The organism is Acinetobacter sp. GQ146 (genome assembly GCF_059758585.1).
In genome coordinates this window covers 239,425-257,903 of sequence record NZ_JCAXDV010000004.1, presented here as the reverse complement: position 1 = coordinate 257,903, position 18,479 = coordinate 239,425, and the positions used below count along the sequence as shown (strand labels likewise).

General features: G+C 46.7%; 12 protein-coding genes. 2 read left to right on the top strand and 10 right to left on the bottom strand.

Features of this window, described 5'->3' with window-relative positions; translation table 11 throughout:
- The 9 genes from AC6CHI_RS09140 to AC6CHI_RS09100 form a co-directional block, all read right to left on the bottom strand.
- Entirely contained in the window at window positions 1–2,841 is a 2,841-nt protein-coding gene (locus AC6CHI_RS09140) for a monovalent cation/H+ antiporter subunit A (RefSeq protein WP_498120848.1), read from the bottom strand.
- 305 nt (window positions 2,842–3,146) lie between these two features.
- Window positions 3,147–4,520 (bottom strand): ATP-binding protein, encoded by a 1,374-nt coding sequence (locus AC6CHI_RS09135; protein ID WP_498120847.1) that lies wholly within the window; start codon window positions 4,518–4,520, stop codon window positions 3,147–3,149.
- Window positions 4,521–4,544: 24 nt separating this feature from the next.
- Window positions 4,545–6,050 (bottom strand): UvrD-helicase domain-containing protein, encoded by a 1,506-nt coding sequence (locus AC6CHI_RS09130; RefSeq protein ID WP_498120845.1) that lies wholly within the window; start codon window positions 6,048–6,050, stop codon window positions 4,545–4,547.
- Window positions 6,051–6,064: 14 nt separating this feature from the next.
- Complete coding sequence (gene hisIE, locus AC6CHI_RS09125; protein ID WP_498120843.1) at window positions 6,065–6,850, bottom strand: bifunctional phosphoribosyl-AMP cyclohydrolase/phosphoribosyl-ATP diphosphatase HisIE; 786 nt, start codon at window positions 6,848–6,850, stop codon at window positions 6,065–6,067.
- A gap of 175 nt (window positions 6,851–7,025) precedes the next feature.
- On the bottom strand, window positions 7,026–8,108 hold the full coding sequence (locus AC6CHI_RS09120) for a patatin-like phospholipase family protein (RefSeq protein ID WP_498120842.1): 1,083 nt from the start codon (window positions 8,106–8,108) through the stop codon (window positions 7,026–7,028).
- A 170-nt stretch (window positions 8,109–8,278) separates the two neighbouring features.
- Window positions 8,279–9,898, bottom strand: coding sequence for an ABC1 kinase family protein (locus AC6CHI_RS09115; RefSeq protein ID WP_498120841.1), 1,620 nt, complete (start codon window positions 9,896–9,898; stop codon window positions 8,279–8,281).
- Between the two features lie 18 nt (window positions 9,899–9,916).
- Window positions 9,917–10,585 carry a ubiquinone biosynthesis accessory factor UbiJ gene (locus AC6CHI_RS09110; protein ID WP_498120839.1) on the bottom strand — a complete coding sequence of 223 codons (669 nt, stop codon included), beginning with the start codon at window positions 10,583–10,585 and terminating at the stop codon, window positions 9,917–9,919.
- 20 nt (window positions 10,586–10,605) lie between these two features.
- Window positions 10,606–11,550: a bifunctional demethylmenaquinone methyltransferase/2-methoxy-6-polyprenyl-1,4-benzoquinol methylase UbiE gene (ubiE, locus tag AC6CHI_RS09105; protein ID WP_458892545.1), complete on the bottom strand. Its 945-nt coding sequence runs from the start codon at window positions 11,548–11,550 to the stop codon at window positions 10,606–10,608.
- Window positions 11,551–11,717: 167 nt separating this feature from the next.
- Window positions 11,718–12,422, bottom strand: coding sequence for a DUF8198 family protein (locus tag AC6CHI_RS09100; protein ID WP_498120837.1), 705 nt, complete (start codon window positions 12,420–12,422; stop codon window positions 11,718–11,720).
- Window positions 12,423–12,634: 212 nt separating this feature from the next.
- On the opposite strand from AC6CHI_RS09100, the gene pap reads away from it, so the two are divergent.
- Window positions 12,635–14,053, top strand: a complete 1,419-nt coding sequence (pap, locus tag AC6CHI_RS09095; RefSeq protein ID WP_498120835.1) for a polyphosphate:AMP phosphotransferase — start codon at window positions 12,635–12,637, stop codon at window positions 14,051–14,053.
- A gap of 48 nt (window positions 14,054–14,101) precedes the next feature.
- On the opposite strand, the gene AC6CHI_RS09090 is transcribed toward pap, so the two are convergent.
- A complete protein-coding gene (locus AC6CHI_RS09090; protein WP_458892548.1) occupies window positions 14,102–14,608 on the bottom strand; it encodes a hypothetical protein in 507 nt (168 codons plus the stop codon).
- Between the two features lie 178 nt (window positions 14,609–14,786).
- Here AC6CHI_RS09090 and AC6CHI_RS09085 point away from each other — a divergent pair, with 178 nt between their 5' ends.
- Entirely contained in the window at window positions 14,787–18,476 is a 3,690-nt protein-coding gene (locus tag AC6CHI_RS09085; RefSeq protein WP_498120833.1) for an exodeoxyribonuclease V subunit gamma, read from the top strand.
- The last annotated feature ends 3 nt before the right edge of the window (window positions 18,477–18,479 follow it).

The window sequence follows — 18,479 nt, the reverse complement described above, 5'->3', positions numbered from 1 at the left end:
TTATTTCCCCTTCGGTAATGGACCAGACATGCTGGAATGACGGGAGTCACCGAGGACAGAAATCATCAGCATGGTCGCCCCAACCACGGTGATATACACCCCGACATCAAAGGCAGCGGCAGAAGCCAAATGCATTTCACCTAATATTGGTGGTGACACATAAATATGTGCACTGGTCAGGAATGGACGTCCCCAGTACCAAGCTGCAATGGCCGTGATTCCTGCAATACTTAAACCGGTACCAATCCAGATTTCATAGAGACGTCCCGATTTAGCTTTTAACAACTGTTCTGCTTGGTCTTGACCTAAGGCGATGTACTGAATGATTAAAGCCAAGGCTGTGATTAAGCCGGCAATAAAGCCCCCACCAGGATAGTTGTGACCACGCAGGAATATGTACAGGCTGATCACCAGTGCCAGCGGCAAAATCCACGAAGAGGTAATCCGTAGCATTAAAGGGGAGGGATTAAAACGGTAAGTTAAGCCCTGCGTCATAGTGGTGCCATGCGTACGCATACCATCCATTAAACACAAGGTTCCAATCCCCGCAATCCCGAGCACGGTGATTTCACCAAAGGTATCGAAACCACGGAAGTCGACCAAAATGACGTTAACCACGTTGGAGCCACCGCCCAATGGAATGGACTGCTGTAAGAAGAACCATGAAATCGAATTATGATCTCGGGTCAGAATCAGCCAAGTAATCCAGCCAATCCCGACACCCGCCACAATGGCAATAATCGCATCACGCCAGCGTCGTGCCTGACTCGACTCGTACGGAGTGAGTTGAGGTAAGAGCGATAAGCTCATCAGTAATAAGACGGTTGTCACAACATCTACCGTGATTTGGGTTAATGCCAAATCAGGCGCAGATAAGGTCACGAAGACCATTGTCACGACTAAACCAATTGCACCGCTAATCAGGACGGCCTTAATCCGTTCGTGGTGGAACCAGAGCATCATCCAGCAAGCAGAGAACAACAGCAGCCACAGCACGATTGCGAGCATCGGGGCATGCGTGAGTTCACGGCTGCCTGTGGTGAGTCCTTGTCCCAGTAGGGGGGCTGCAACTAATGCAATGCTCAGCACCACAATCCAGATCAGATAGGTTTGTAAGGAGCCTGTTTCAGTTTTCCGTTTAATCTTGCGGGCATTTAGCAATAATTGTTTCAGGAAAGACTCAAACAGGAGTCTACCTTGGAACTGTCCCAAAGCAGGGTCTAAATCAATCGCGCGAATTTTACGATTTTTGGCCAGCGCAAAATAAAAAGCCAGACCGCCGACAAGGGCAATAATACTCATGACGAGGGGCAGATTAAAGCCGTGCCAAATCGCCAGATGCGCGCCTGTAAAGTTATTGAGTTGTGTACTGGCACGTGCAGTGCTATTGACGATATGTTCAACCGTTAATGCAGGGAAGATCCCCACCAGAATACATAGGGTCGCCAATAAAATGGCTGGAGCACGCATGCCAATTGGAGGTTCATGTCCCTCTTTATTGGGCACTTGTTCACCCAAAGCACCATCAAAGAACACACCATGTACCAAGCGCACGGAATACGCGACCGCAAAAATACCTGCAAAGGTTGCCACAATTGCCGCGACAATCAGCACAGGACCACTGAGGTTGGCCAACAGTTCGGTAAAGAACATTTCTTTAGACAAGAAACCATTGGTAAAGGGCACACCTGCCATCGATGCGGCCGTAATCATGGTGAGCGTGGCAGTGAAGGGGAGGAGTTGCCAGACCCCACTGAGTTTGCGTAAGTCTCTGGTGCCCGTTTCATGATCGACGATACCCGCAATCATAAACAGTGCCGCTTTAAAGGTGGCATGATTGATGATATGGAAAATCGCAGCGGCTACGGCCAAAGGAGAGCCAATCCCCAATAAACACACAATCAGACCCAGATGACTGATGGTGGAATAGGCCAAAAGACCTTTGAGGTCTTCTTTGAAAATGGCGAAAAATGCAGCCATACACAAGGTGAATAGGCCGACAAATGTGACAATATTGTGATAAAGCGCAGCACCTGCAAAAATTGGCAGTAAGCGTGCCAGCAGGAAAATGCCAGCTTTGACCATCGTGGCAGAGTGCAGATAGGCTGAAACCGGAGTTGGAGCAGCCATGGCATTCGGTAGCCAAAAATGGAAGGGGAATTGCGCACTTTTGGTAAAGGCACCTAATAGAATCAGCAACAGGGTTGGAACAAATAAGGCATGACTTTGAATGCGTTCTGACATGGTCAGAATCTGGTCAATTTGATAAGTGCCCGTAATTTGCCCCAATAAAATGAAGCCCCCCAGCATCGCTAAGCCACCCATACCTGTAATGGTCAGTGCCATGCGTGAACCGCGTTGGGCAACTTCATAGTTGCTCCAGTAACCCACCAGCAAGAACGATGAAATACTGGTCAATTCCCAAAAAATTAACAGTAAAATTAAATTATTGGAGAGAGAAATCCCTAACATGGCCGCCATAAACAGCATCAGCAATAGATAAAGTTTGCTGAGTGAGTTTTTAGGGCTAAGATAATAATAGGCGTAAATAAAAATGAGGGTACCGATACCGGTAATCAGCAAAGAGAAAAGGAGTCCTAAGGCGTCTAAACGAAAACTGAGATCAATGCCCAGTTGTGGTAGCCAAGACCAACTTTGGGTAATGGTTTCGCCATGAAAGACCTGCTTTGCTTGAGTCAGTAACAAAATTAAACTGCTTAAACTGACTCCGATAGCCCCGAAAGCCGTTACCCCGCGCGAGAATTTCTTCAGCCACGAGACAAGGGTTGTGCCAAGTACTAACGGTAACAAGATAATAATTGGTAGCACACTTGTATCCATTGTCGTGATAGGTCGAAACCTAAGGGTGAATCTTATCTTTCAAGGATTACAGGACAGCAAAGAGATATCCAAAAATACTCGATCTTGAAAGCCGTAAAGAAAATAAATAACGAAAAACAAGTTGTGTTGCGCAACTTGCAAAACTATAGCAAAACAAAATTTTACTATAAAAAAGCCGAATAAATCTGATCTTATTACATGAATAAAACAACATCAAACCTTTTTGCGCACACCCATCAGATTATACGCGTTGCAGGGAAGTTTGCGCTTAAAACTTCGTGCATGACTGCGGAGGAAGTCAGCAATTAGGTCGAGGAATCTTTAAAAGAACTATCCTTGGCTTGCAGCCAGAGCTGTTGTAATTCGGCCTGTGCTTCGGGAGAAAGTTGCTGAATTTGCAGATACATGTGCTGAGCCACAGACAGTGGGGGCTCATCCGAGAGTTGTTCAGTTGCAGATGCTAAAGACAGTTGGCTCAGTTCGGCATAAATTTGCTCAAATTGTTGTTGTCGCGGCTGCAAGATAATCTCTTGAACCCCTTGTGGACTGAGTTGCAGACATTGATAAGCCTCGGCATTTTCTAACAGGGCAGTCCGATTGCCGGTCGCAATAATTTGCAGACGTGGAAACGCTTGATGAAGCCGATGCAAAATTTCACAACATTGCTGTTGATCAAGTTGCGCATCAATCGCATCGATAAAGAGGATGCCATCACCTTCTAGACAGGGGTAAAGGCTTAAGGGATTCAGTAAACACAGCCGACGCACAATATCGCCAATCAGGGCAATCCAGTTTTTCTGGTTGCTCGATAATTGCTGAAATTGCATGGTTCTGCCTTGATAGTTCACCATGAGTTGTAGTTTTGGTTGGTATTGAATAAAGATATCGTGCAATTCAGGCAAAATTAATTTGAGGCTGTCTTTGAGTGCTTTTAAGCAGGGTGCATGTAGTTGGGCATGTGCTTGAAACAGGGTATTCGGTACATTTTCAGACTGTAGATGTGGACCTAAATGCAGTTTTTCGCGCATCAATTGCTGAAACAATTGCGCAGTTTGGGCATTTTCCAAATCACTAATTTCGCGAAACCATTCAAAGAAGCGGCTAAAGGTGGTAAAGGGGATCGCCGCGACTTCATAGGCATGTCCCGTTTGAAAAATGATCGGGTTGTTTTTACTGAGCAAATTGATTTCGTTGACGAATCTTTCCGCAGGGTAGTAGGCAATTAAAGGTAGACCTTGCATCGGGTCTTGCTGGAGTGCCCGATGATACAGTTGCACCAATTGTTCGAGTTGCGCAGTCTCGGCTTTACTTAATCCAATACCTTGCTGATTCAGGGTCTTATACAATTGCCAACTGCAAAGATTTAAAGCTTCGGTCTGAGCGGTTTCAGATTCAGCCAGTGTGCCAATCTCGGTCGGAATTTCGACGCAAATCTGCACTTTGGATTGGAGGCGGCTGTGCATGATGTCTTGATCCAGCATGACAACCCCTGCACTGCGTAAATCTTTATAGCGCGCAGAGAACCAAGTTAGGGCTTGGTAAGCATGTTTGAGGATGCTGGTTTTGCCCGTGGCATGATCACCCAAAATCAGGGTGATGGGTTGATCATGATATCGAAACTGAATGTGTAGGTTGGCAAAATGATTGGTGTGTTTGAGCTGTAACGATTCGATTTTCATAGAAGCCCCGCATGCGTCAAACGACTAGCCTACAGCTTGGCGCAACGAGATAGGCATCCTATTTTTTAATTGTTGCATCAAGTCGTAAATATGATGAATATTTAGACTTACTTTAGCACGAGTGCAGGCGACATACAGTAATCTTAACTCTTCGTCACTAATTTTATGGTCGTGCTCATTGACTTTAAACTGGTAGTCATCTTCGATATGCACGCGATCCCATTCTAGCCCTTTGGCTTTGTGCGCCGTAGAAATAATATAGTCAGCCTGATCGATCGGTGTGATTTTGGCTAAGGCCCGTTTGAGCGGATCGGTGCCATGATCATCCACCAGTTTCACCAAAGGTTTGATGTCACTGCCTTCGTTGGTTTCGCAATATTCATGCACATCATGCCAAGAATTGAACCATGCCAGTTCGGGCACATCCGTCACACGTTTACCTTGTTTCAGCATGCTGGCGGCATCCACAAAACGATTCAGTTTGACATGATCGGCTTGTAGACTGACTTTTTCACCATGCACTAAGCCTGAAAGCAGAAGCTCCATGGCACGGGCATTGGTTCGGCATAAAATCGCATCCCGCATTTTGGTATGTGGTTTATTTACCACTTTGGAATTCAGTAGTGGATTACCCAGCAACGGGACTTTTTCATTTAATGCCCCCAAGATGGCATTGGCATTCTGCGCAATACTTTCGCCAAAGCGAAACGAGGTGGTCAGTCGTGATTCAGGCAGTGGCAACTGCTGCATGGCATTGACCGCCCCGCGCCATGCATAAATCTGCTGATGCGCATCACCAACATAAATCACTTGGGTGCTTTTTTGTCGCAACAAAATACCGAGCATTAACGGATCAGCATCCTGTGCTTCATCAAACAGCACATAATCGGCAGGAATATTCGGTTCAGACAGTGCCCAAAGTTTTAAATAAATGTCATGCCCAATTCCGGCTTGATGATTCGGGTCAATGGATTCTAACCAGCGTCGTTCCACCGCGGGATAAAGGTGTTTCTGCAGGCTCTCGATATCATCGGGATGCAACCAGTTTGGGGCTTGCAGATGTCGTGGTGCAGGATATTGCGAACTGGTGGAGCAGAAGTAACTCACTGCATTGGCGACCAGACTGGCCAGACGACTTGGCATTAGCACGTATTTTTCATAACGTCCGCCCATCATGCGCCTTAAGGTAATCGGCTCTAAGCGATATTCTTTGGCAATAAAACTCGGACTTAAACGCGGCAGGCGCAGTTTGTCGGTGATTCCACGTGGAACACTACGAAAGGCCAGCGAGTGGAAGGTACGACAATCCACATTGGTATGGAACTTTTGCTGGGCTTCACTGGCGATGGCTTTGTTAAACGCGAGATACATGCCACGTCGTTGCGGCATGGCATCACTGATCATTTGCAGCGTCGTGGTTTTCCCTGTGCCTGCATAGGCAATCACCTTAAAGGATTGCCCCAGACGAGCGTTATCAATGGCAGTGGCCTGCTCATAGGTGGCGCTCGGTTTTTTTGAGGTGTTTGACACAGGCAAAGTCTACTTTAGTGGCTACGGTTGGCTTTTTCGATCAAGCCAGACAGCCCTTGGCGACGTGCCAATTCATTCAAGACCAATTGCGGGTCTAAATCGAAGTGACCCAGCATCACAATGGTATGGAACCAGAGATCTGCCACTTCATAGATTAGATCGTTTTTATTGTCTTCATTGGCTGCCAGTTGGAATTCTTTGGCTGCGAGAATGCTTTCAACACTTTCTTCACCAACCTTCTCAAGAATTTTATTTAAACCCTTGTGATACAGTTTGGCCACATAAGAAGAGTCTGGATCTGCAGCTTTACGCTCTGCCATCATCTGGCCGAGGTAAGACAGCACTTCGACTTGCTCAGCCTGTGCCTTAGAAGCATTCATGGCGAGGGTATGCGGGTTGGTCGATTTTTCATTGGCATAAATCTGGCTTGGATCTTTGAGTTGAGCATCGACAATTTCCCAGCCTTGCGGGGTGAGTTTACGGTAGAAACAAGACTCACGACCCGTGTGGCAGGCGATACCACCATGTTGTTCAATTTGCAGCACAATCACATCGGCATCGCAGTCTAAGCGAATTTCATGCACAGTTTGAAAGTGCCCAGATTCTTCACCTTTATGCCAGAGTTTATTGCGTGAACGAGAAAAATACACCGCCTGATTTTTTTCGGCAGTGAGTGCCAACGCTTCACGGTTCATCCATGCGACCATCAGCACTCGTCCTGTTTGATGATGCTGAGCAATGGCAGGGACTAAACCTTGATCGTTAAATTTTACTTCATCGAGCCAGAGCGCATTGTTCATAGGGACTTCACCAAAATCAGTTGAGCTAAAAGAATATTTAAATTGCTGTGAAAAGCAGCAGGCTATAGTGTAGGTGATCGGGCTGGATTTGTGTTAATTATCTTTCATCAATTTAGCCAGCCGTTACGGCTCGACCCACAATTGCGTTGGGCAGAGCCATAGATCATTCAGCGAGTTAAAGGGGTTGCATCACTTCGGCAAAGCGCTGCTTTTCAACCAACTCTAAAAACTCATCCCCCAGACGTTGGCTTTCCGCGACACATTGTTTCCAGAGCTGGATACGACGTTGTGGCTCCATGCCTTTCAGCACGAAATCTTTACGATCAGGTAAACGGCCTAGGGGTAAACTGGCCAGATAGTCCTGCGAGGGCGAAATGAGCAAGGTGCGGGCTTGATTTTCAGGGTTAGATTTCCGTGATTTAAACATCTTGTCGAACCAGCCTGGGGTAATGCTGTCGGTAAAATGCGGATAGAGCACGATGCCTTGACTTTCAAAGGGCAGGTCAATGTGATAGTCAATCAAGCCGCCATCCCGATAGGCTCCTTGCGGTGCATCATGGATATTTTTCACCGCAGGAGTCACACCCGGAATAGAGCCTGAAGCCATCAGCCAGTCGGCCACATTGTCTGAGTTGAAGTTGAGATAATGCGTGGTAAAACTATCGTCTTTGATTTTGAATTGCGGGAAATCGTGTGGCTGGCAAATCACGCGTTGCATGAAATGCTTTAAATGCTGACGGGAAATGGCATTGCTGCCAATAATGCCGAGTAAAGAACCATAGAGGGCAAGGCGTTGATCACTCTGAAATAGGTGTGCAGCTTTAGCCGCAATAATGGTTAAGTGATAATCGGGATGATCCACTAGTTTTTGGGTCTGCTGATTTAAAATTCCCGCGAGCATGTCGCGTGATATTTTTTCGATTTCGGCAATTTTCATTTTTTTATGAAAAGGCAGGTGAATATACAGCTCAGCCAGTTGTTCAGGACCAAGCTTTTCACCCTGTGCTAGAATCCCTGCAAAACGCCATGCACCCACCGAAGAGCCGATTAAAAAACGACGTTGTTTGGCTTGGGGTAGAAAATCTCCAAATATCGCTTGATCGAGTCCAGTTAAACCGATGCCTTTGGGGCCACCAGCAGCACCCGGTATAATATCGACCTGTTGGGCGTGAAAACCTTGTTGTTGAATGAGTTGGCGAGCGAGATGACCAGCACGAATGTTCAAGGCGGGAGAGCGCTTTTCAAGAATTTGAATCATAGTGCAATTATAAATATACAAATGTGCACTTAGTTTAAAAGTTCTGCTTGCGGGCTCAATGGCGTGGAAAAACTTTAGGTGACTTTAGAGTCACTTTAATGAGTTGGGCTAAAAATGCACAAGGCTGTGGATAACTCTTGGGCTATCCACAGCAGTATGTATCGTCAAAATTATTTAAACAGACGCCAAACCGACAACAGGCTGGCACAGACAATCAGAATAATCGAGATGTACCACGGGGCAATAATTGCAATCGACAGGAAAATCGCCATCAGGCTACCAAAAATCCAACTGCGTTTTTGCTGATGTTCCATTTGCAGGCGCAAGCTTTGCAGTTCATTCAGCTGTTTGGCATTCCAAGCTGACTGATTTTTCAGACCATTCAAGCTATCCACCAACAGAGTTGGAAAATCCTGTGCACCTAACAACAAATCCGGGATTTTTTGCCCGAGCTCTTTGAGGTTTTTCTGCGGGTTCATCTGGGCTTTGATCCAATCCGTCAGGATGGGTTTTGCCAAGCTCCAAATGTCCAATTCAGGGTAAAGATCTGTTCCTAAGCCTTCGACATGCACTAACGTTTTCAGCAGCAGCATCAGCTGTGGCGGAATTTCTAAATGGAAACGACGTGCAATATCCATGACTTGAATCAGGATGCCAGCAAAGTCCAATTCATGCATTGGTTTTGAGACCATCGGTCCAACTGTGCGGCGCATTTCACGCGCGAGCGCATCTTGATCGGTGCCCGGTGGAATCCAGCCCGCCTGATGCACAATCTGAATCAGTTGCATAAAGTCGCTGTTCATCACGGCCAGTAACATACGCGCCACGGTCATTTGGTCGTGTTTAGACAGCTCGCCCATAATCGCGCAGTCCAGTGCAATAAAGCGTGGATTGCTTGGATTGATGGTTTCGACAAATACATTGCCCGGATGCATGTCCGCATGGAAGAAGTTGTCGCGGAATACTTGGGTGAAAAAGATGGTTAAGCCTTTTTCGGCCAAATCTTTACGATCCATGCCCATGCGGTCAAAGGTCGCTGTGTCGGAAATCGGTACACCGGTGATGCGTTCCGCCACCATCACTTCTTTGCTGTCCATATACACTTCAGGCACGTACATCATGCTTGAACCGGTAAAGTAATGGCGCATGCGACGCGTGTTGTCTGCTTCTAAAGTCAGATCCAACTCATTCAGGATAATTTGGCGGTAATCCTGAATAATTTCGGACAGATGCAGGGCACGTGCCGCTTCGAGGCGTTTTTCTAGGGTAGCCCCGAGCCATTCCAGAATTTCAAAGTCTTGCAGAATTTGGCTGCGAATGTCGGGACGGGTGACTTTGACCACCACTTCACGGCCATCGTGCAAGGCTGCGGTATGCACTTGCGCAATCGATGCAGCGGCAAGCGGCTGCTCATCAAAGCGGCTGAATAAGGTATTCACATCGGCTTTGAGGGATTGCTGAATACGGCTTTTGGCAACATCGGAGCCAAAGGGCTTGACGCGGTCTTGCAATAACACCAGTTGTGTCAGCACTTCGGGTGGAATCAAGTCACGACGGGTCGAGAGCAACTGCCCCAGCTTAATCGCCAACGGCCCCATATCTTCAAGCGCTTGCTTGAGTTTCAGCGGGTTTTTACGTTCTTTACTCGACCATGCCGCAGGGTGCATGCGAATAATTGCCAAAGCATGACGCGCTTTCTCAGGTAGTTCTTCCGCAGGAAACAACGTGTCGAGTCTATAGTGCGCAGCGATGCGCCAAAGTTCGAGTAAACGTGAAACATGCGGAATCATAAAGTGTCTTACCTAAGTTTAAAGAGAGTCTGGAAGGGCATCAATTTGACGTTGCAGCTGCTGAATTTTGGCTTCTGCACGGTCAAGGTTCTGATTCAAAAGACGGGTGTCTTGTTGCAGGTCATCCATTTGCCAACGCGCAGCAAACAGACCTGAATCTTCTTTGAGGGCATCTTCGGCAAAGAATAAATGGCTTTGTAAAGAGCGTTTGAGATGTTTGGGCGCAAGCTGAATTTTACCCAGCTCATGGGCTAAGGCGGGTCCAATCCACGGGCTGAGATGCGCTGCTAAATCAGGTTCGGCCTGTTGCAGAATACGTTGAATGTCTTGCAGTAAATGGTAATCACCCTGTACTGGAATGGTGCCGACATCTTCTGCCAAAAACAGCTTGAGCAGTTCGACCACATTAGAGACATGCAAGGTTGCCGTTGCAGGTATAGTGGTGTGTTGTGGATCAAACGGGCGCTGTTCAAAAATAGACGGGCGCTCAGCCTGACCGGTCACACTCGGTTCCAGACGGACTTTGTCTTGATCAAAGAACACATCCACAGAGAGTTGTGGTGCATCGAGCACCACACGCAACATTTTGCCTTGTAACTGATTGAGCTGAATACGGGTAATCGCATCCAGATCAATCACATGGTGAATCAAGCGTTCAACTGCACCAAGTGCCAGAATCGACCACATAGCTTAACCTTAACCTTAGTTTAGAGTTTAAAACCACGGTGTACAGCTACGATGCCACCAGTCAGGTTATGGTAGTCACAGTTCTGGAAGCCAGCCTGCTCCATCATGCCTTTTAGGGTTCTTTGGTCTGGGTGCATACGAATCGATTCAGCTAAATATTTATAACTTTCCGAGTCATTGGCAATGATTTTGCCCATGATTGGCAGTGCGGTAAATGAATACAGGTCGTAGAGTTTTGAGAATGGCTCAAATACTGGTTTAGAGAACTCTAAGACCAATAGGCGACCACCTGGCTTAAGCACACGGTACATGGCTGCCAGTGCCGCATCTTTATCAGTCACGTTACGTAAACCAAAACTGATGGTGAGCAAATCAAAACTGTTGTCGGCAAAAGGTTCTAAAGTTTCGGCATTTGCCAAGACAAAGTCGACATTGGTACAACCAGCATCCATTAAACGGTCACGACCCACGTTCAGCATCGATTCGTTAATATCAGAAAGTACCACATGACCTGTAGGACCGACTTCACGGCTAAAGACTTTAGCCAAGTCACCTGTACCACCGGCAATGTCTAATACGTGTTGACCACGACGCACACCCGACATGTTAATGGCAAAGCGTTTCCATAAACGGTGAATACCAAATGACATCAGGTCATTCATGATGTCGTATTTGCTGGCTACCGAGTGGAAGACTTCCGCAACTTTCTGGGCTTTTTCTTCACTGTTTACCGTCTGGTAACCGAAGTGGGTAGTTGCACCGACATTGCCAGTATTGGCACCACGCGGCAGGTTGTATTTTGGTACAGTACCATTGACGGGTGTATCCGTAATTTGTTGTTGTAATGATTGTTGCTGCCCTTGAGGAACACCTTCAGGGAGCGGGCTGTTTAGGAATGGGCTGACTTTGTCTGTTTGTTGAGCCGACTCAGGTGTAGGGGTAGGCGTTTGATTTTCATTAGACATTCAAGTCACTCCTAACATAAAAATAGGGTTAATGTTGCAGTGCAAGCATGATGACAGATTCTCAGCCGATGTACAGTAATCATCATGCAATTGTTATGAATAATATACAGAAAAAAGCACAGACTCAGTATGCTGATCGATGATTTTATCTGCTCAGTCTGCAGCCTTTACCGAAAAGGATGTAGATCGCCTGCATGCACATTAGCCACAATTTGCCGCTCAATCGCAGTAAAAGCTTTGACAAACTGTTCTGCCGATTTGAGTGGTTTCATGGCCAAGAAGCCATCTTGCATAAACTCATACATCACCTCGAAATGGTGTTTATAGGCGACCCCTTTACACATTTTAAAGGCGGTATACACCATAAATGAGCGCATGTATTTATCCAGATTAGCTCCCAGCTGATCGAGCAATTCCAATTGGTGTAAGCGTGCTTGCCCCTGATCCAGTTTCAAATAGCTGAGACGCATCATTTCATCGGTCAGTGGGGTATTGGGCGCGTAGTCTGCTAACAGTTGTTTTGCGACCTGTTCATCCAACTGCACCGCCAGAATGGCCAACTCAACCCCTGCGGTACCCGTTTTAATGGCATTTTCTGGAATCAGCTTTTCGGCTTTATGTGCATACTTCATTAAACGTGCAATTTGTTTGGCCAAAGCATCAAAATCTGAACCGCCGTACAAGCGATTTAGAAAGTATTCCGCCATCAATTGATGGCTCTTGACCGCAAAGTGCTGCTGATGAGTGCGTTGCATGCGTTGTTTCTGCCACATTTGCACATCTTGCAGGCGTTGAAATAGCTCAGGATTGTGGTGATATTGCAATTGATCGTACTGTGCTAATAAGTCATCTAGTACGGCAAGTTTAGACATGGGCTATCTCAATTTGAAACTTGTGCAAATCTTAGTGCTTGTTGCAAGTTCTCGCCATGACAAAATGATCGAATAAGGTCTGAAAATCAGCCAATTTGTCATGAAATTATACAAAGATTCGTCAAAATGCGCGTTCTGCTTGTTTTATACTGAAACAAAACCTCAGCTTTAAAAGACCAAAATCATATCCTTTAATTTATGGCGAAACAAAAATGGCAAAACAACCACAAGAACCAGCCTTGGTAGATGAAAGCCAACTGTCACTCGATTTAATTGATGCTCAATACGCTTTAAAAGATACGAAAGATCAGCCCAATGCGAAAAGCTTGTTGGTGTTGGTCAGTGGTATAGAGCTGGCAGGTAAGGGCGAGTCAGTCAAGCAATTACGCGAATGGATGGATCCGCGTTATTTACGGGTAAAAGCGGATGCCCCGATTATGTTTAATAACACACAAACTTTTTGGCAACCCTATGCTCGCTTTATTCCAGCAGAAGGGCAAATCGTGGTGATGTTTGGAAACTGGTATGGAGATCTGCTCAGTACTGCGCTGCATGTGTCGCAGCCTCTGGACGAAACACTTTATGATGAATATCTGGAGAACATGCGTGCCTATGAGCAGGATCTTAAAAATAACCATGTGGATGTGATTAAAATTTGGTTTGACTTGTCGTGGAAATCATTGCAAAGACGTCTGGATGATATGGATGCCAGTGAAATGCACTGGCACAAATTGCATGGTTTAAATTGGCGCAATAAAAAGCAGTATGACCGTTTACAAAAGTTACGTCAGCGTTTTACCGAAGACTGGTTGATTATTGATTGTGAAGATGAACAATTGCGCGATCAACAGTTTGCGTTGCATGTATTAAGAGCCATGCAGCATTGTCCGGATCATGTCCGGTCGGCCCAGCACAAATGGAAACAGGCTGAGGTTCCCGCCATATTGGAACAACCGCCAACGGTCAAAATTGACAAAGCCGAATACAAAACTGAGCTCGATCGGCTTACCCGCAAGGTTGCCGATGCCTTACGCTTTGGCGAGCGTAATGTGATTATTGCTTTAGAGGGGATGGATGCTGCGGGGAAAGGTGGAGCCATCAAGCGGATTGTCAAATGCTTAGACCCACGTGAATATGATATTCACAGTATTGCCGCGCCAGAAAAATATGAATTGCGCCATCCGTATTTATGGCGGTTTTGGAGCAAGATTTTACCCAATCAAAATATCACCATTTTTGACCGCACTTGGTATGGGCGTGTGCTGGTTGAGCGGGTGGAAGGCTTTGCCAGCGAAGTTGAGTGGCAGCGTGCCTATGATGAGATTAACCGGTTTGAAAAAGACCTGAGCGATAGCAATACGGTGGTGGTGAAAATTTGGTTGTCGATTAGCAAAGACGAACAGTATGCCCGTTTTAAAGAGCGCGAAGAAACCCCGCATAAGCGCTTTAAAATTACCCCAGAAGATTGGCGTAATCGTGAAAAATGGGATGACTATTTAAAGGCTGCGGCCGATATGTTTGAACGGACCAATACCGAACATGCACCTTGGTACATTGTGGCCAATGATGATAAATATGGCGCGAGACTGGACATACTCAGAAGTATTTTGAAACAGCTCAAAGCCAATTAAATGGCTTTGAGGGGGAGTGCGGCAATAACGCCATCGAAAGCTCGGGTGCTAGACGGCAGTTTGTAAATTTTGTTTTTGTTGAATCGATTTGGCTAACTTATAGCAGTCCTCTACATGGGCTTCGGCGACTTTTTTCATGACCAAATAGCCAAGGCTTGCCGCGACCAGTTGACCACCTAAGGGAATATATTTACTGACCTGTTTGGTAATCATTTTTGAGGCGATATTGTGCAGGGAGTTTTTTACAGCCGTTCGCGCCACCACCAAACCAGAAAACTCAAAGCCGCGTTTACGCAGTTCCTGCCAGTGGATTTGTTTGGTTTCTAAATCAAATACACTGATTTGTTCGGGGGCAAGACCAAAGCGCGCGTTAATTTCAGGAATTAGTTGTGACAAAATCCCAACATCAATCACCACATCAAAAAAAGGCATAGGAATCACGGCTGCACCGGCTGATACATAAGCACGTTTTTGCACCAGCTCGAGACATTCAGCGCGCACTTGCTCTAGATTTAGGTTGGCGTCAATTGAGTCGGGAAGATTGTCTATTTTCATTCTGTACTTTAAACCTTGTATCCATTTTTATATTGAAGCATCTTTAAGCTACGATTTTCAAAGTCTTTTTTAAATCGTGACACTGCTATACCGTGACATAGACAGTACACTAAGTATAGTCAATAATCTTTATGCTTTTGTAGAGCCTCATTTATTTATCGTTGGAGAATATTTATTCATGGCCATTCATGTGATTCAGAGTCAACGCATCGATGTTTTGCTACAGGCCATGTTGAAAACGGTAAAATCACAATCTGCACATGCGCTACAGGTCTTAAAAACCCAGCATTTTATTGTGCCTTCGCCCGCAGTCGAAGCGTGGTTAACCCAGCAGTTGGCTGAACAAAAAGGCATTAGTGCCAATACCCAATTCCATCACCGGATTCGTGCATTTCAGTGGACGGCTTATCAATGGGTACTGGATCAAGACAAGGAACAAGTACGTAAAGCCAATATTCCACGCATTATTATTAAATGGCGGGTTTATCAGGCGCTGCTCTGTTATATCGAACCGGAACAGTGTAATTTAAGCAGCGAGCATCCGCTGTATTCGATTGTGCAACGCATTTATGCCAGTGCCGACCAATTACAACAGGGCCTTGCAAAACAACTCAAAAAACAAAGTATGTTGTACTGGGTGGCCGAACAGGTGTCCAGATTATTTAGTCACTACATGGAATATCGTGGGCACTGTCAAAAAAACTGCCCAATCAATCAATGTTCCTGCCCAAGTAACTGGTTGCAGCGTTGGGGGGAGAATCAGGCTTTGCCGATTGAGCAGATGTTCTTTCAGACCAATAATGAAATCTCAGCGTTTACTTTAAATCAGGCACATGAGCTGGAAGCTTGGCAGCGCTGGTTATGGCAGGTGGTGTTTCATCAAGATTTTCTCGATATGCAGCAGATTGATGCTGCCTTCTGGCAGGCTTTGGGCAGTGTCGATGCGCCGAATAGTGCAGCCCTGAAAAAGCTGCCGCAGCCCTTGGTGGTATTTACCTTATTGGATTTGCCCCCGAGTCAGTTGCAGTTTTTACAGCGTCTGGGGCAGTACATTGATATTTATCTGCTGCACTATAACCCGTCGCAGGAATACTGGGCCGATAGCGTCGATCCGAACTGGAAAGCGCGCTATGACTTAAGGGTCAAAGAGCGCTTTATTGCCAAGCATCCGCAGGCCACCGATGCAGAGATTCAACAGTTCTTTCAGGATTTCACCCTACATTTCAATGCGGAAGTGCGAGAATCCCGTCATCCGTTATTAACGCGTTTTGGCAAGCAAGCCCGCGATCACTTCTCGTTGCTGTCAGGGCTTTCTTCGGGGGAAGATGGGGTTTGGGCAGATGTCTTTGTGGATGAGTATCCCGCCAGCCTATTGGGCAAGCTGCAATCGGACATTCTGTATTTGGTTGAGCCTAAAGCCAATCAATTTGTTTTGGATGCCGAGGATGAGTCCATTCAAATTCATGTCTGTCATTCCAGTTTACGTCAACTGGAAGTACTGAAAGATCAACTGACGGCATGGTTGGCGCAGGGCAGCAAGCAGCAGCCACGTCGGCCGAGTGATATTTTGGTATTAAGTCCAAACCTGAAAGAATTAGAGCCGCTCATCCGCAGTGTTTTTGCGCCACCAGTACGTGAGCGTGAAACAGAAGCCGCCACAGCCGTAGCAGGGCGCTTAAGCCAAGACACGATCTATTTGCCAGTGAAAATTGCAGGGGTCACCCAACTGGATGCGACTAATGCATGGCGGGCCGTGCTGGGGCGTATGCAACTGGTCCAAGGGCGTTTCCGTCTGGATGATTTTGCCGACTGGCTGGGTTTGGCGGCTACTCAGCAATGCTATGCTCTAGAGATGAGTGCCGTAGAACGTATGCTGGAGCTTCTGCAGCAGGCTGGCTTTAAACGAGGACTGGATGCCGGGCATTTGGCACTCAGCTTGACCGAGGGCGATACCGACTATCGCTTTAGTTTTAAGTTTGCCTTAGACCGATTGACCTTGGGCATTGCGATTCCTGAACATACACTGTTTGCAGATACACTCAGTTTTGCCGAAGTCATGCCGAGCGATTTTGAATTGATTGCCAAGCTGTTGCAGATTTATCAGGACTTGGACGCGCGACGCGATTGGCTACTGCAACATGAGCAATCTGAACAACCGAAGCAAGTCGAACATTGGCTCAAAGTCTTGCTACAGGAAGTGGCGGAGTTTGAGCAAGCAGGGGTCGAAGCTTTAGCCAGCGTTGCGCAAATTATTAAAAAACAGATGCGAATGCTGACCCTCTCCAACTTTTATGAAGGGCAGGATCAATATGGTCTGGATCAGCTCACTCTGCCATTAACCTATGTGCTAGATGAAATTCAGGCGACTTTGGATGCACAACTGGATCAAGCGGAACCGACGGGACAGATTACCTTTAGTCAGTTGGGACAAATTCGCCCAATCCCTTATCAGCTGATTGTGATGCTGAATCTGGATAGCGGCAAATTCCCTAGCCGTAACCAGCATTTACCTTTTGACCTGATGGATTTGCTTAAACCCCAACTGGGGGATCGTTCTCGATTGGAAGATGATCAAGGTGCTTTTTTAGATGGATTACTGCTGGCACAGCAAAGCCTGTGGCTGTTTTACAATGGATTTGATGTCAATGATGGGGAAGTGCGCGAACCTTCAACTGCTTTGCAGGAACTGGTACAGCATTTGGCATTCATTACCCAACGTTCGGCAGAGGCAGAGGCAGAGCTCATTCAGGTACAGGGCTTGGAAATTCCTGCACAACTGCATTCGCTGTACCATATTCATCCCTTACAACCCTTTGACTGGACTGGATTTATACACACGAAACCCATGCGTTTTCAGGATCATTGGTTTCGGGTGGCACAGCAGATTGTACAACCCCAAGGGCAGCGTCAGGCTTGGCAAGATACCCCGTATTTGACCGAAGTTGGTGATTTTATAAGCATTCAAAGTCAGCAGTGGATTCAGGATGTTTGTTTCCCGGCACGACTGTATTTAAGAACTCTCGGGGTGGAAAATTTGAAGGCCGAAAATCTGCCCGATGAAGTCGAGCCATTGGTGCTTGATGGCCTAGGCCGCTATGCGGTACGACACTTTTTACAACAACAGGGACAAAATCTTCAGCCAGAATTGTTATTAGATCAGCTACCTGTGGGAAAAATGCAGCAGGCGGCTTGGCAAGTCAGTATCAATGAGCAACAACAGTTACGCGCCCGTCTCGCGCGCTATGCCGATGCCGTCACAGCGGTGACACAGCAGCTTTGGAACATGACTCCCACATTACAGTTTCAAATTACCCTGCCTGCACAGCACACCCAGAAGTGGGTCAGTTTAGAAGCCTCCAGTGCACGTGCTAAACGTCGGGTACAGCTATGGTTGGAGTATTTACTCTGGCTGGCGCATGAAAATTTAGCGGATGCCGGACAGGACTTGGCTCGGATAGTGGTCTTTAGCGATCAGACCATCCTGTGCCAAGGGGTTTCATCCAATCAGGCCAAGGCATGGTTAGCGGCTTGGTTTGAGTTGTGGCAACAAGCGCAGACGGAACCTGTGGTGTTACCGGCAGCTTTGTTGTTTCAGGTGGCGGAAAAAGGCAAAACCCATGAGTGGGAGCCAGATGATCAGGGTAAATTACAATTGAAAGACTGGGACAGCCTGCTGAAAGCTTGGCAAGATGATGGTCGCTTTGCGGGGTTTTCAGTGCTCGACAATGAAGCCAGTCAGCATCATCGAGATTGGCAATTTATTTTACAGCAGCAAGATGCTAGTGCCTTATTGGCTCAGGCCTGCCAGCGTTTTTCCGAGCGCTTGTATGCCCCGATTTTTGAATACCAGCAGGTGATTGAGGAATAATGC